The 14343-nt window shown below is 46.5% G+C and carries 16 protein-coding genes and 1 pseudogene; 7 read left to right on the top strand and 10 right to left on the bottom strand.

Annotation, left to right across the window (positions count from 1 at the left end; all coding sequences use genetic code 11):
* Positions 1–72 precede the first annotated feature (72 nt).
* The 7 genes and pseudogenes from ODZ53_RS06230 to ODZ53_RS06260 all read right to left on the bottom strand — a co-directional run bounded on the left by ODZ53_RS06230 (position 73) and on the right by ODZ53_RS06260 (position 7218).
* Positions 73–285: a hypothetical protein gene (locus ODZ53_RS06230; RefSeq protein WP_016743483.1), complete on the bottom strand. Its 213-nt coding sequence runs from the start codon at positions 283–285 to the stop codon at positions 73–75.
* Entirely contained in the window at positions 275–1141 is an 867-nt protein-coding gene (locus ODZ53_RS06235; RefSeq protein WP_372676340.1) for an ABC transporter permease, read from the bottom strand. The genes ODZ53_RS06230 and ODZ53_RS06235 overlap by 11 nt, the downstream gene beginning before the upstream one ends.
* A complete protein-coding gene (locus ODZ53_RS06240) occupies positions 1138–2070 on the bottom strand; it encodes an ABC transporter ATP-binding protein (protein ID WP_372676341.1) in 933 nt (310 codons plus the stop codon). The genes ODZ53_RS06235 and ODZ53_RS06240 overlap by 4 nt, the downstream gene beginning before the upstream one ends.
* Positions 2064–4292: a hypothetical protein gene (locus tag ODZ53_RS06245; RefSeq protein WP_372676342.1), complete on the bottom strand. Its 2229-nt coding sequence runs from the start codon at positions 4290–4292 to the stop codon at positions 2064–2066. The genes ODZ53_RS06240 and ODZ53_RS06245 overlap by 7 nt, the downstream gene beginning before the upstream one ends.
* A gap of 14 nt (positions 4293–4306) precedes the next feature.
* Positions 4307–5383: a TolB family protein gene (locus tag ODZ53_RS06250; RefSeq protein ID WP_372676343.1), complete on the bottom strand. Its 1077-nt coding sequence runs from the start codon at positions 5381–5383 to the stop codon at positions 4307–4309.
* On the bottom strand, positions 5380–5934 hold the full coding sequence (locus ODZ53_RS06255; protein WP_015891561.1) for an RNA polymerase sigma factor: 555 nt from the start codon (positions 5932–5934) through the stop codon (positions 5380–5382). The genes ODZ53_RS06250 and ODZ53_RS06255 overlap by 4 nt, the downstream gene beginning before the upstream one ends.
* A gap of 137 nt (positions 5935–6071) precedes the next feature.
* Positions 6072–7218: pseudogene (locus ODZ53_RS06260) on the bottom strand (trans-sulfuration enzyme family protein).
* A 126-nt stretch (positions 7219–7344) separates the two neighbouring features.
* Between ODZ53_RS06260 and ODZ53_RS06265 the strand changes: the two are divergent.
* The 4 genes from ODZ53_RS06265 (at position 7345) to ODZ53_RS06280 (ending at position 10148) form a co-directional block, all read left to right on the top strand.
* Positions 7345–8040, top strand: coding sequence for a peptidylprolyl isomerase (locus tag ODZ53_RS06265; RefSeq protein ID WP_015891563.1), 696 nt, complete (start codon positions 7345–7347; stop codon positions 8038–8040).
* Positions 8041–8267: 227 nt separating this feature from the next.
* Positions 8268–8891, top strand: coding sequence for a cell wall hydrolase (locus tag ODZ53_RS06270; RefSeq protein WP_372676344.1), 624 nt, complete (start codon positions 8268–8270; stop codon positions 8889–8891).
* Between the two features lie 382 nt (positions 8892–9273).
* Entirely contained in the window at positions 9274–9585 is a 312-nt protein-coding gene (locus tag ODZ53_RS06275) for a YfhH family protein (protein ID WP_015891565.1), read from the top strand.
* Between the two features lie 113 nt (positions 9586–9698).
* Positions 9699–10148 carry a DUF441 domain-containing protein gene (locus ODZ53_RS06280; protein ID WP_142496719.1) on the top strand — a complete coding sequence of 150 codons (450 nt, stop codon included), beginning with the start codon at positions 9699–9701 and terminating at the stop codon, positions 10146–10148.
* Here the strand turns inward: ODZ53_RS06280 and ODZ53_RS06285 are convergent, their stop codons facing one another.
* On the bottom strand, positions 10149–10457 hold the full coding sequence (locus ODZ53_RS06285; protein WP_372676345.1) for an iron-sulfur cluster biosynthesis family protein: 309 nt from the start codon (positions 10455–10457) through the stop codon (positions 10149–10151). It abuts the gene before it with no gap.
* Between the two features lie 101 nt (positions 10458–10558).
* Here ODZ53_RS06285 and ODZ53_RS06290 point away from each other — a divergent pair, with 101 nt between their 5' ends.
* The 3 genes from ODZ53_RS06290 (at position 10559) to ODZ53_RS06300 (ending at position 12786) form a co-directional block, all read left to right on the top strand.
* Positions 10559–10699 (top strand): hypothetical protein, encoded by a 141-nt coding sequence (locus ODZ53_RS06290; RefSeq protein WP_016743472.1) that lies wholly within the window; start codon positions 10559–10561, stop codon positions 10697–10699.
* Between the two features lie 65 nt (positions 10700–10764).
* The gene (locus tag ODZ53_RS06295) at positions 10765–11820 is read left to right on the top strand and encodes a DUF2515 family protein (RefSeq protein ID WP_372676346.1); all 1056 of its coding nucleotides are present in this window, start codon (positions 10765–10767) and stop codon (positions 11818–11820) included.
* Between the two features lie 21 nt (positions 11821–11841).
* Positions 11842–12786, top strand: coding sequence for a hypothetical protein (locus tag ODZ53_RS06300; protein ID WP_372676347.1), 945 nt, complete (start codon positions 11842–11844; stop codon positions 12784–12786).
* Here the strand turns inward: ODZ53_RS06300 and ODZ53_RS06305 are convergent.
* Both ODZ53_RS06305 and ODZ53_RS06310 read right to left on the bottom strand, forming a co-directional pair.
* Entirely contained in the window at positions 12753–13682 is a 930-nt protein-coding gene (locus ODZ53_RS06305) for a sugar phosphate isomerase/epimerase (protein ID WP_372676348.1), read from the bottom strand. The two genes, ODZ53_RS06300 and ODZ53_RS06305, sit on opposite strands and share 34 nt — an antisense overlap.
* Before the next feature lie 63 nt (positions 13683–13745).
* Entirely contained in the window at positions 13746–14342 is a 597-nt protein-coding gene (locus ODZ53_RS06310; protein WP_199927768.1) for a DUF1444 family protein, read from the bottom strand.
* Between the last annotated feature and the right edge of the window lies 1 nt (position 14343).

The raw sequence follows: 14343 nt of genomic DNA on the forward strand, positions 1-14343 counted from the left end.
AACAGGCGAATAACTCTGCGCCTTCCCTGTCCATGAAAAACAACCTACCACTTGAGGCAGGTTGTTAGCTGATTACTCACTATACTCTTCAAGAACACCTTTTTCAAGCAAAAATGCTTCTTCTGCCTGAAGAATCGTCACGATCGCTTCGCGTTTGACATACATGCCAGCAGATGCCAGACGGCTCTCAATCGCACGAAGCAGTTCTTCAAAATCAATGATCTGCACTTGTTGATCGCTCACAAAAAAACCTCCCTTTTCCCACGCACCTTTTTCATTGTACACGAACAGGTCGTTTCTTCCAACTCCACCATTTTCGGCGAATTGGTTTTAACAAATAAGCGCTCCAGATGACGAGCACAAAGGAAAGAACCACGTACACACATGAGAAAAACAACCACGGTGCAAAAGTGATGTCATCGGATTGATCGAACGACTCGCCTAAAATATCGAACAACACGATGATAGGGTTCATCCCTGCCAACATCTGTAGCTCATACATGCTCCAAACATTCGAATTGACGTACCGTTCCGGATGCGCCTGTTGCAAGGACTCACCGATAAAAAAGAACAGCAAGCCAGTTCCTACCACAAAAAAGAAGGCAATACCGTATGTGGTGACCGTCGAGATCGACGTTCGTTTAATCCAAGTAGAACAGAACAATCCCAGCGACCCGAGAAAAAACATATTCACCGCGAGAAAAAGGACAAGCTGGGCCATTTGTTCCGGGGAGACGCTTCCGTACAGCATCACAATACTGTACAAAGGCATCGAGGCAACCAACAGTAGAGTAGAGAACGCCAAAGACGTAATGAGCTTGCTCAAAATAATCGTGCGCGTCGACAATTGGGTCGTCAGCAAAATATGCAAGGTCTGGCGTTCTCTCTCCCCACTGATCGCTCCAGCAGTCAGGGCAGGTGCCACAAAGCAAATCATCGCGTAGTGTATCCCCGCAGATATCAGAAACAGATCCCGGTTATCCCCTAACGATTCGGCCTTTAAGGGGTCCATGAGCAAAAAGCCCATCGGTATTCCCCCCATGACAAATAAGTAAATCGCTAAAATGAGCATGGTTTTTCTTGAGCGGAATCTTTCCCGCATTTCTTTTACCAAAAGAGGATTGAACAAGAAGTCGCTCACTCCATACCGACTCCTTCCGTAATCGCTAAGAAGACGTCTTCTAAATCTTTCTTGGAATCTCCATAGTAGACGACTGCGACCTGCTCATCCAGCAGTTCTTGAAGCAATTCAGCTTTTTGTTGCTCCGTCCCTTGAAAGTAGAAGCGAAAGCCTCCCATATAATCCGTCAATTGATGCACATACGGAGAGCTCGCTAACAGAAGTCCAGCTTTGTCCAAGTTCCGCAGGGCTCTTAATTGCATACGGCTTTGGCCTGTGTCCCGATTACTGACCTCGTGCACGGAGCCATACGCAATTAATCTGCCTTTTTCAATGACACCAATATCATCACACAGCTCGGCTAGCTCCGGCAAAACATGGGAGCTGATAATAATCGTCTTACCCATTTCGCGTAGTTGCTTCATAATTTCGCGCAATTCGATACGAGCACGCGGATCCAGTCCTGACGCCGGTTCATCCAAAATCAGCACGGCCGGATCATGTACGAGACAACGTGCTAACCCTAGACGCTGTTGCATGCCTCGAGATAATGAGTCGACGAAAGCGTCTGCTTTGTGAGACAAATTCACTAGTTCTAAAAGATCACTTACGAGTGCCCGTCTTTTGGAGGCAGGAATTTTGTACGCTCCGGCATAAAACTCCAAATACTCCACCGCTGTCAAATTGTCATATACACCAAAAAAATCGGGCATGTATCCCACAGACTGGCGAACACTGGCAGGGTCTTTTCGTACATTGTAGCCACAGACAAATGCTTCCCCATCACTCTGTTCCAGAAGGGTAGACAAGATGAGCATCGTGGTAGATTTTCCAGCGCCATTTGGACCAATAAAGCCAAACACCTTTCCTGGTTCGATGGAAAGGTTCAAATCCGTCAACGCTTGCAAATTGCCGTATCTCTTTCCTAAATGAATGGTTTCGATTACCATTTCCGCACCCCCTCTACCTGGAAAATTGGCTCTGGTAGAGCTAATCGTGACGTTCCATTATGGGAAAAACGAAGCAATAACGATTGATTTGGCGTTAACGCTTGTTGGAGTTCTTTGTCGAGGACAAGTCTCGTCCCACGCTCAACAGGTATCCACCTACCACTCTTTTGGTGGAAGTATTCTATCCGGAAAGGCTTAAATGAACTGTGATTCAGTGGTACCGTAATTCGCTTCATATTGATCGCGGCTTTGTCTGCACGCAGCTCAAACGTAATGCTGCCCTTTCCAATCTGCCAAATGTATCCGGTACTATCGAAGTCCCCTGTCGTTTCATACACCTCTGCATCAAGCAAGCCATACGGAAAAGTCACGATGCCTTGTTCATTCGGCTGGAATTGAATTGGCTGCTGAATGACATTCCAGTAATGTGCTTGGTGAGGCACCTGCATTGTCATCAGAGGAAGAGGCTCTGTCGTTGTACCGATGATACTTACCTGATTTCCCTCTTCGTACTCAACGACTCTTTCCCTCATTTCTTTGATTCGCTCTTCCAACGTTTGCAATTCGTTTGATGCTTGTGGTTTTCTTGGCATAAACAGGGGCTCAAGCACACTGTCAATCTGCTTTTCTTCTCCCTTTTTCAAAGGCCCAAGAGGAATTCGCTGAAAACCAATTTCAATATACGTTTGATCGTAGGCAAACTCCGTATTGTTTTTCACGTGCCCTTGCACACGATTCTCATTGATTCGCAAGGAAGCATCAAAAGCCCCCATGTCGTGCTTTACCCCGATACCGATTGCCTGTTTCGGTGTCAAATAGGGTAGATTACGGAAAGAGAGAAGCTCCTCGCCATTCATTAGTCCCTCTGGTCGATAATCATTTCGTCCTACTGTCAAGGGCAGAGCAACGATCGAAGGTTCAAGCTGAACATCATAGTCGTTCTGATCCACCCCTAAAAACGTTGCGGCTGAGCGAACATGAGCCAAAGACTCATCTAATATATCGATCTTGGTTACGGCGTAGCTAGTACTCGTTTTCACTACAGCAGGCTTTCCAATCGCGAATATAGCGACGGTCAAGAAAATTCCTCCCAACGGGATGACTCCCCACGCCCATTCAGGTTTTCTCATTCTTCTTAGAATGAAGTATGTCAATGGTGCGAGTACAATTACGTATCCGCCCCATAACGCCACCATCCAGGTTGGCGGAGGAGTTTGCACTTCAGGAATCTTCTTGCTCAAGTCTAGAAAAGGCCGGGTCATTTGATCCATAAAAAGCTTCTCTTCAAAAATCTTCTTGGCGCCATGCTGGGTCATTGCATTCTGCCACAGTTGTGGATTGAATTGCCACGATGCCAACGGCTCTGCTGTCACATCATAGTTGACAAATAGTAGCAACCCTCTGCCGTATGGTTTTGACACAAATAAGGGCAAGTCACGGTTGTATACACCAATACTGCCTTTTGGCGCAACTTTTGCAATGTCATACTCACTAAGTGCTTGCTGCAGATCAATATTACCAGCTTTTCCGGCTTCCACAGGGAGAATATCAGCAAACCGCTGGATCATCCCATCTTGATTGGGACCTGCGGAAACAACTACGATCCCTCCCAGCTGGATCCATTCCTTGATCGCAGCCATCTGCTGATCATTTATTGTGGAGCCACTATTGCCTGCCAGCGCTAACATGTCTATGTTTTCGTAAATCCATGATTGGTCAGGTAACATTTGTTCCGTGAGATTTTGTACGGACAAGGGACGATTCATTTTGGATTGAGACTGATTGACGGCAAGGAAATGAAATGCATTGCCCTCCTCGCTAATCACCCCAATTGTGCGTCCGTCTGTTGGATATGAGATACGCAGCTTTTCACTTTTGACAACTTGACCGTTTTGCGTAACCTGAACGTACCAATCATCGAGCAATATTTGGGAAGGCATATCAAAGTATACGGTTGTACTCTTTCCTTGCTCGAGCTTTATCGGACGCCGAAGTTTCAATTCATTATTTTTTTTGACTTGTCGCTGCGATAACTCTACAGATCCTGTGAAATCCTTTTCCTGACTAGTTACCTTTACGTTTAGTCTCATCCATGATTCATATTTGACGATACCACTTAAGGGTATTTCGAATTGTATGTCTACGTTGCTCTCTGCCATAGCTGGGCGTATCGAAAAGCTAAGCCATGTGATGACAAAGATTAACACCCATTTCCATCTCATGCTTGTTCCTCCGCTCATTTTCGTGACGCCAAAGAGATAACCAGTTGTTGCAGTTGATCATGGCGTGCGATAAGCAGTAAGTGCTTACCTTTGTTTGCCCAGTTTCCTTTGATCAGCTCTTCCGATGACTGGTTTCGCAATGGTAGCTCGCGTGTCACAAAAGGCTCTACACCCACGTTTACTTCCATCAGTGTTCCATCGGGGTGTGTATAGGTCAATCTCGTATCGGAGCTCCACGATGCCCACTGTCCCACTGCAAGCGAGGTAACTTTCCCTGTTCGCATTTCCATCAGCTGTACTTCACCGGCTTTATTGAAGGCAAGCAAGCTTCCATCTGGTGACCATTTAGGCTGAGAGCCTTCTACAAGCTTCCACTCTTGGAACGAAACTGTGCTGCTCACCCAAATTTCATCGACGCCATTTTTCGAGCGAGTAAAGGCAAGCGAATCATCGTGTTCAGACCAGCTTGGTGAAGAATACACGACCCCTTCTTCTTCCTTCAGCAATCGGCTGCCTCCTATGCTGTAGCTTGTCGGCATCTCCACAATCCATATTCGCGATAATTTTTTATCTTGCTCGACGACAGCGATTTTCTTCCCGGAATTAGACCACGCAACCCCCGTGTATTTGCCTTCGGTTGGCGGCAATTTGATCGTAACTGGCTTTAGTTCCGCGTCGATTGGAATGGTTTTCAGCTCTGTATTATTATGGATATAAGCGAGCTGAGTGGCTTTGCTATCAATATCAACAAGCTCCACGGCCGCTTGTGCTGGCAGCGTAAGTACTTCATGCTCTCGAACGGCAAGAGAGGAATTGTTCCACCACACAAATCCACCTATGGCAAGGATGAGAGCAGCAGCAGCGATTCCGCTCCAAACCAACTTCCCAAGCTTTTTAGGAGCGGCATTTGGGGCCTTTGTCTGTTTGGCTTCGAGATCTCTCATTTTCTGGAGCAATTGTTTTTTCAGGTCTGATTTCAGCTGATAATTGACTGGAACCGATCCGCGCATCTGCTTCAAATGGGCTAGGAGCTGGGTTACAGTTTGATCATCCGATTGATGATCCTGGGGGTGCTTCTCCTCTTCTCTCATTCGGAGTCCCCCCTCTCATACATCTTCTGAAGTTTTTGTAATCCGCGATAAGAAATCATTTTGATACTCGATTCTGTTTTGCCGAGCACCTCAGCTACCTGACTGATTTTGAGGTCAGCAAAGTACCGGAGCATCAACACGTCTCGTTGATCCTGAGACAACAAATCCAGACGATCACGAAGCAGACGAATCTCTTCATTCGTCAGCGCCTGTCGTTCCGGCTGCCATGTGTCGTCCGGCTCTGCTCCTAGAAAATCCTCCTGGTCAACTGGAAACTCCCTGTTTTTCCGCATAAAATCCACATATGTATTGTGAGCAATACGAAAAATCCACGATGCGAATGGACTTGTTCTGCTATATTGCTCGAATTTTTCTAGCGCTTTTAAAAAGACCACGGTGGTCAAATCATCGGCATCCCACGTACTTTGAACCCGGCATCGTAAATACCGATTGACGCGATCAAAATATTCGTCATATAGTTCCGTAAATGGACGAGATTCATAATAATCTCCGGATGATGGCCCCGATGGTTGCTTCATAGCCATTCCCATTTGCGTTTTCCTCGGTTTCTTCCAGACTAAAGCATGTTCTCAGAATGGACTTTCTCCACTACAATCTGAGACTACTCTAACTAAGTAATACGTATTTCTTAGGAAGAAAGTTTCATAATGTGGCAAAGTTTTTTGAATTATTTCCCTAATGCGGCATCTAATGCTAGCTGAATGTCTTGAACAGCCTCGATTCCGACCGATAACCGTACCAGTCCCATCGTGATTCCCGTTTCCTTGCGCTGCTCTTCTGAAAAAGCACGGTGAGACGTCGTAACTGGATGAGATACACTCGTCTCCACACCTGCCAGAGACGGAGCCAGCTTGATCCAGTCAAGTGCCCGGTAAAAATCGTAAATCTTCGTCTCGTCTGCCAGAGCAAAGGATATCATTGCCCCCTGTTTTTGCCTTGAAAAAAAGAAGGTCTCCGTAGGACTTGGGTAATACACCCGTGCAACTGCAGGATGATCACGAAGAAACGCAGCAATCTGACTGGCATTATCGCATTGACGCTCCATTCTCACTGCTAGTGTTTTCAAACCCCGTGATGTCAACCAAGCCTCAAAAGGACTAAGAGACGCACCGTAGTTGACTACGATCTCGGTAGCACGCTTGATTATCGCCTGTGATCCAACCAAAACACCTGACGTCACATCGCTATGTCCACCTATGTATTTGGTTCCACTGTGCACGACAAGATCTGCTCCGAATGAAACGGGTTGTACCAAATACGGGGTCGCAAACGTATTATCCACCATGACGGTTAAGCCAAGTCTTTTTGCTTCCTTGATCCAGTATGGCAAATCTACAACCGTCAATAGCGGATTAGTGATGCTCTCCACGAAAAACAGCCGCGTCGTCGGGCGAACGTGATCAGCAAGCTTTGTCGTTTGCCCAAGCTGGATGCATCCAAGCTCGATTCCAAACCGCGACAGCTCCTTATACAGTACCGCCATAAATTTCATGGGATGCCAGAACGTGATCGCCAGGGGAAAGAACGGCAAGTAAACCCGCCATGATCGCTCCCATACCGGAGGCAGCACTGACACCTCCCTCGGCGCCTTCTAAAACTGCGATTGCATGAGCTAGCTCAGCCTGGTTGGGATTTCCATTTCGGGTGTACAAGTATTCACCTTCGCCGACGTAGTATTGTTCTACTTCTTCCAAGCCTTCGAAGGCAAAAACAGAGGTTTGATAAATCGGTGTCGTTTTGCTCTTTACTCCCTGCAAAGGGTCATGTCCGATATGTACCGTTTTGGTCTCAAATCGCTCTGCCACATTGATCACCCTTTTCTTCCAATCATACCACGCGAGATTGGAAAGGAAACTAGCGGATTGGCAAATGCTCTTCGATTTGTGTTATAATTCGAAACCGAACCACCCAACGATATGATACAAAGGAAGGTGCATAAGATGAGAAAAATGATGACAACTCTGTTCACATGTCTGACGGCAATCGCCTTGGTTACGGGTTGTTCTACAGGAAGCAATCAAGCCGCTCCTAATCAACCGACTACGCCAGCAGAGAAACCAGCATCCAAAGAGCCAGCTAACCCACCGGGTCCAACCGGAGAGAAGAAATACGAGAAGGCTCCGGCTATGCAGATTGACAAAGCAAAAGATTATCAAGCAAAAATATCTACTTCCATGGGAGACATTACGATCGATCTGTTTGAAAAAGATGCCCCCATTGCTGTCAACAACTTTGTCTTCCTCGCAAAGGACAAGTTCTATGACGGCATTAAGTTCCACCGCGTCATCAAAGACTTCATGATTCAAACAGGCGATCCATTGGGATCTGGCATGGGTGGTCCAGGTTACACGTTTGAAGACGAATTGAAAAATGGTCATAAATATGAACCAGGCGTGGTTGCCATGGCGAATTCCGGTAAAAACACGAATGGTAGCCAATTCTTCATTGGTTCTGGACCTGACGTGACAGGATTGGACAACTCTCCGAACTACACGATTTTCGGAAAAGTCACGGGTGGCATGGATGTTGTTCAAAAAATTGCCGGAACAAAAGTAAAGAAAAACCCACAAACGGGTGAACCAAGTGTTCCAGAGCAAACGATTACTATTAAATCCATTGCAATTACAGAAAAATAAGAGCAGCCTAAAGCTGCACACGAAAGCCACTTTCTCAACGGGAAAGTGGCTTTTTTATCGAGGAAACATCTGTTCATGAAAACACTTTCATGATAAATGCTGTTTTGTAAATAGTGCTATGGTACCATTTCCCTCTTGAACCACTCCATTAAGACCGATAGACTTGCAAAAGACCTGATTCGCTTCCGCAATCAAAACGCAAAAAGCGAAAAGGAGTGGTTCACACCATGTTGTCACGAGAAGCGCCAACGCGCTTTTTCTTCTTTTTGAACAGTTTTGGATTGATGCTGCTATGCTTATTTGTCACACCGACAAGTGCAATGGCACCACAACCGGTACCAATCCTCCCTGTTCTCGATAGTACAACGTCGCCATCGGAACAAGTTTCAAAGAAGGAAAAGAAACCAACCATATCTGCTACAGCAGTAAAACGCGAGTCTGTACAGGTTAGTCGTGATAGTCGCCCCAGAGTGGTTCGCAATGGAACAGTGAAAGTTTCGGAGAGGGATATGGAACTGCTCGCCCGGTTAGTGTATGCGGAAGGCCGGGGAGAACCGTATGAAGGACAGGTAGCGATTGCTGCCGTTGTATTGAATCGGGTTGCTTCAGATGATTTTCCACATACGGTACGGGAGGTTATTTATGCTCCCAATGCGTTTTCGCCTGTCCATGACGGCAATTTGACACATAAATTAAATGAAAGTACGAGAAAAGCGGTCCAAGACGCGATGAATGGGAAGGATCCAAGCAACGGCTCCCTGTACTTCTTTAACCCGGATACAGCTAAATCCAAGTGGATTTGGTCACGTCCTGTAACGGTTGAGATTGGTAACCATCGTTTTGCTCGTTAACGCGTTACTCACAGAAAAAGATTTAATAATACTTTATTTTTATTTAATTGATGTTTTACTTTTGCTTGCTATGTTGTACGTGTAAGCACTTTTTCAACGCATTGAGAAAAAGTTCGATTATCTTCTTTGGATGACTTTTTAACGTAAGCATGTTTAGATCGATCATTCAATCTGAGTATGCCTACGCTAATAGCTTTGATTGATTGACTGTTTTGGGTGAGAGCAAACCAGTCATAGAACAATCAGTCGTTCTTTTTCTCAATCGCCCCCAATAATTAGGCATTCCCAACTGGGAGTGCCCCTTTTTTATTCTCAAACCCGTATACAGACATAACACCTTGTCTTTTGCTACAATATACCTGTATGGAAAGGGGGCAGTCCGTTGCGTTTGTACAGTCAAATGACACTCGCAGAGCTCCAGGAGGAAATGGAGCGCCTGCACGTAGAAGCGAAAGAGAAAAAGAAGCTTGGGGATCACTCACAGCTTGCGATCATTACACAAAAGTACTTTATGGCGAAATCGTACTATTTAGGAACAAGTGAGTTCCGAATCGGCAGCAAATACAGCGTGCCTGATTACGATCAGCCGTTTACAATCGATTATTTCAACGGCGTCTTTGCTTGGGGACGTTTCCCTGATTCGGACGAGCAGACAGGTTTTCCAGTTGGAATGCTGGAACTATGGTTCGACTAGAAAAAAGAGATCGGCACTCGCACACTTGTGCATGCCGATCTCTTTTTTCTTGCCCGGGCACATGCCGCAGCAGATGGATATACTAAGAAAAACGAAAGGGAGCCACCCGGCATATGGACTGGATTTCTATCATCCTTTTGGTACTACTGGCGCTCGGTGTTATCGGCAACAACGCAACCGTATCCATTGCCGTTGCGATTCTTCTCTTGATGAGGCTCCTGTCATTGGAACGATATTTCCCTCTACTCGAGCAGCATGGATTACAGCTCGGGATCATTATACTGACGATTGGCATCATGACTCCGCTGGCAAGCGGCAAAATTAATCCTTCGTCTATCTTGGAGATTTTTACAAATTGGCATTCGCTGCTGGCCGTCGCCGTCGGTATGTTTGTGGCCTACCTGGCGGGAAAAGGAACGTACTTGATGTCCCAAAATCCATTGATCGTTACTGGCCTCTTGCTAGGAACAATCGCTGGTGTCACTTTTTTCCGAGGTGTTGCAGTCGGCCCTTTAATTGCAGCAGGGATTCTCGCCTTTATCTTGCAATTTCTCCCGAAGTGATTAACTCCAGAGCTCTTTTAGCTGAAGACCATAGGCCAAAATTTGTTGTGGCGTAACCATTCGGAAGCCTTGCTGTGCACGATAATCAATCGTAAGCAGATCAGATCCGATATAGGCGATCGTTTCGCGATCTAGCAGAAACGTCAAAGAATCGACCTGGTAGACTTCATCCTCGGGACCTTGGCTATCCCACCACAACGCATACTCTACATTCATCCCGCAACCACCGACTAACTCACCGTTGATCCGAATGGGCTTATCTGTACTTGCCATGCGTTCTTCGGCCTCTTTTGTCACTTTTACTATCATGTTTGATGCCACCCTTCTCATGATTTTCCAGCATGCTGAATGCATCATCTCTTTCATGATAGCATACAATGCTTGAAAGGCAGCAGAAAGGACGATCATCTATGAACATCTACGAACAAGATGGGATTTTTGTCGCGGAAACGGAGTTCCAATCGGAGCTCGTTGTCATTTTTGCGAATACGTGGGAGGAAGCCAAGGAAAAACTACTCGTTCGGCTTCTCGTACTAGAAATGATTGGTTGAATAAAAAGCGGGTCGCCATGTTGACCTGCTTTTTTCCATGTGAAAAAACAAGGAGCTACCTATATATGACAGATACGACCGTAACGGAAATTTCCGAGCAACACCTGGTTGCTCACATCAGACAAGCAACGACCAAAGCCAATCGTAACAATGTCACCCGCACACAAGCATACCTCGCCTTTTATCTCGAGCACCAAGAGGTTCACTGGGCGTTATTGGCCCATCTGGTCTCACGAAATGGCGGGTGGAACATGACCGATTTAAAAGGAGAATGGCTCCCGCTTATTATGGACGCACAAGCAATCGAGCCGTTTTTTTGGTTTTTGGAAAGATCTAACTGGCTGATTTTTCACGATGCCTATCCGCAATTGCTTCTGTATGCGGAGATGAAACGAACGGGGACAGATTTAACAAAGCTTTTGGCACCACTTGGTGTTTCAGTCTTTATGCAATCATATTGGCAAGAGTTCCTCGCAACCAAAGACAGCGCACGCCTTACACATGCTCTCATCGTCAATGAACAGCAATATATCGAACAACGTGTCGTACAGAAGCCGTTTACACTAAATCGCATTTTCAGTTCGTTTGCATTCGTTGCTCAATCTACTCTCTCGATGAATCAAGTGCTCATTCCTTATAAAGCGCATTCTACTGATCGCCGGCTTAGTTTGATCGGGTTACATGTTCATCATTTTCCCGACATCAGAAACCGCATTCAGATCGGAAAAACGTTGTATCAGCAATTGTTTGGGGATTCTTTTCGCTTCGAAAAAATGTTCTCCTACTGCTCTCGTATTCCTCATACTGGCTCCCGAGCGGATTATTGGCCGCATTTGTTCACACCTCATCATACTCCTTCTACCACAGATGATGCATACCAACTACGCTTGGATGGACATGAGTTGCTAGAAGGAAGCCCGAAGATATACAGCCCCCGTCTTCAAGATGCATGGGCTGATTATGGACACGATCCGGCAGATGGGGTAGATTGGTTTCGAGATGAAAAATGGCACAAGGTCGTGAAAGAACCCGCTTCACTGCCTTCCATCGACAGTGATTCTTATGTGCGTTCGCTGCAATGGATCGAATACGGAGTCAAACTCGTCTCAGCAATCACGTAGCTTGGAGAGGAGGTCAGCCTTATGGAAAAATGGATGCAAGAAATGGCGTTGAATCAAACAAGTTTTTTGCTATCCTGCCAATTGCCGAGTGGTACCTTTCGCCTTGGCCCCCAACGTGACCAAATCAATCCGTATTTTACTAACCTCGGAATTGTTTCCCTCATCCGTATGAAGGAGCTAGAGGCTGTTCGCGGTCATCTCGATTGGTATTTGCAAAACCTGAATGCAGACGGCTATATCAATGATTTTCGTCTGGAACAGAACAGAGAAATCGATACCGGCACAAATGATAGCGAAGATAGCTACCACACCACCTATTTTAGCCTGCTAGCAGAATGGATACGAGCAACGGGGCATATGGACTGGCTGTATGCCAACCACGCTACACTCTTGTCCCTTCTCCGAGCAGTTGCCCGCCTTCAACAGAAGGACGGTCTGACCTGGGCGAAGCGTTCGTATCGGGTCAAATATTTGATGGACAATTGCGAGGTGGCCAAAGGACTGGCAGATGCTTCGTATTTATTTTCGTTGATCGGAGATGTGGAGGCTGCCGAGGAAGCGGCTTCACGTGCGAGGGCCTGTGAGCTCGGCATCCGTGGAATGTACAGTCGGATTCGCAAGTCGTATGCCATGTATGATCGTACGTATCCCGGCTGGCGAAAATGGTACCCGGACGTCACTTCCCAAGCGTTTCCCATTGTCTACAGTATGACAGATGCCCATACGGCTTCGCTACTCTACCAAAGGATCACAGACGCTTTCCCGCACTTTGATACGTTTCAGACTGGTGATTTATACCCTTGGATGACGATGGGGGTATGCGCGCAGTTGATGGGTGATAAAACACGGGTGAGGACCATGCTCGTGACCGCTACAGATTTGTACATACACGGTCTGAGGTACCCGTACTGGCTGCTTCAAGATGCCGGACGCTATATCGAATTACTACTTGAAGTGGATTCATGAGGTTCAGTTAGGAGGTCCTTTACCCAACGATAGCAACGCTCGAGCTGTTCGTCTGTTACTTGGTCGGAACGATGCTCGAACATGATCTTTACGTGCGGGTTTTCCTTCCGGATGATTGTCAGGTAGTCCTCAATCGGTGCCCACCCTTCTTCTGGTTTCCATTCAGGAAGAACGGGAAAGTGAACGAATTCAACCCCACTCGCGGTCACCTTCATACTCTTCAAATGAATGCTAAACGCATATTTCGTATACGTTTGGATGACCTGGCGCGCATCGAAACACGGGTCGATTTTTTCTTGCAGGAACAATCGGCCCGTATCGAGACAGAGCTTGATCGTTGGATATTTCTGCAGCAAGTCTTCTAAGAATTTTGTCTCATACACATATCGGTTGAGTGCATCGAATTCAAGGACTGGTGTAAAGTGAAACTCCTTGCCTTTCGCAGCCAACCACGCAAACACCTGCTCACTACGTGATTGAAACTCTGCTTCTGTGTAGACTTGCTCCCAAACATAGTCTCGCGTATCATGAAAACGCCAAACATTCCAGTCGACGCTATCATCCAAAATGACAGGCTTCGGATAGTGGAATAAGACATAGGTTGGCGAAAGGAATGCCATATACGCCAGTTCCCTCTCTATCCTTTCAAACGCCTCTGCTCTCGTCTGATCATGAGCATCCATGAATAGAGCATCCCGCAGCTTGGATTGACCTGCACGCAGCGGAAAATGAACACCAACCGCAAATCCTTTTGCTTGTGATTCGCGCTGCAAAATTCGGATATCCTCCTCCGACTCAAATAAGCATGCCTCTATTCCGTAAAAGCCCTCTTTAAAATCTCGTGCGTATTTTGCCTGATCAAAACCTCCGTATTGACCAATCATGAAATTTTTCATTCGAGGGTTTCCTCCGATTTTCCACCGTATAGAAAACGCGGGAAGTCTATCCCCGCGCTTGTTCTACTTTCTTTCAATTTTTGTACCCGAGTCGTGCGTCACTACGAGAAATGGGGTTAATTCCCCTTCCTCCCAATAAAAAGGCAAGACAGAAATCGGTACTTGCCCTTTGGATGCAAAATCATAAGTAAGACGAGCTAACAGATGGGCTCCAGCTTCTCCTGCCATATCCGCCACAATCAGCACATCCTGATGTGGAATCGCGACTCCAAGCGAGTCTCCTTGCTTTTTCTGATCCATCTCCGCCAGAAATGAATCCAGCAAAATTCGGCTTGCCGCGTAGCCGTCTGTCGGACTAATAAAATGGATGTGCTGGCCTCCTACCTCTTGTGACTTCACTGAAAAGGGGAGCTTTCGCAAGTTTTCCATTGCGTATGAATGAAGCAGCTCGCTCGTCCAGCCTGCTTCCTGCAACATCCTCTTCTCAATCAATGCGTAGCCTTCCCCTTGATCTAGCGCGTACAGGACGTACGTATCTGCTGTATGTTCCTTCACAACCCAACGCTCCGGGTACTTGTTGATCATCGAGGCATGGCGCAAAACCGGATAAATGTTAGGCTCTTGACCGATTACTTTCAGTTGTCGATCCAACTTACTCACT

The organism is Brevibacillus sp. BD137 (assembly GCF_041644655.1).
GTDB classification, from domain to species: Bacteria; Bacillota; Bacilli; order Brevibacillales; family Brevibacillaceae; genus Brevibacillus; species Brevibacillus brevis_D.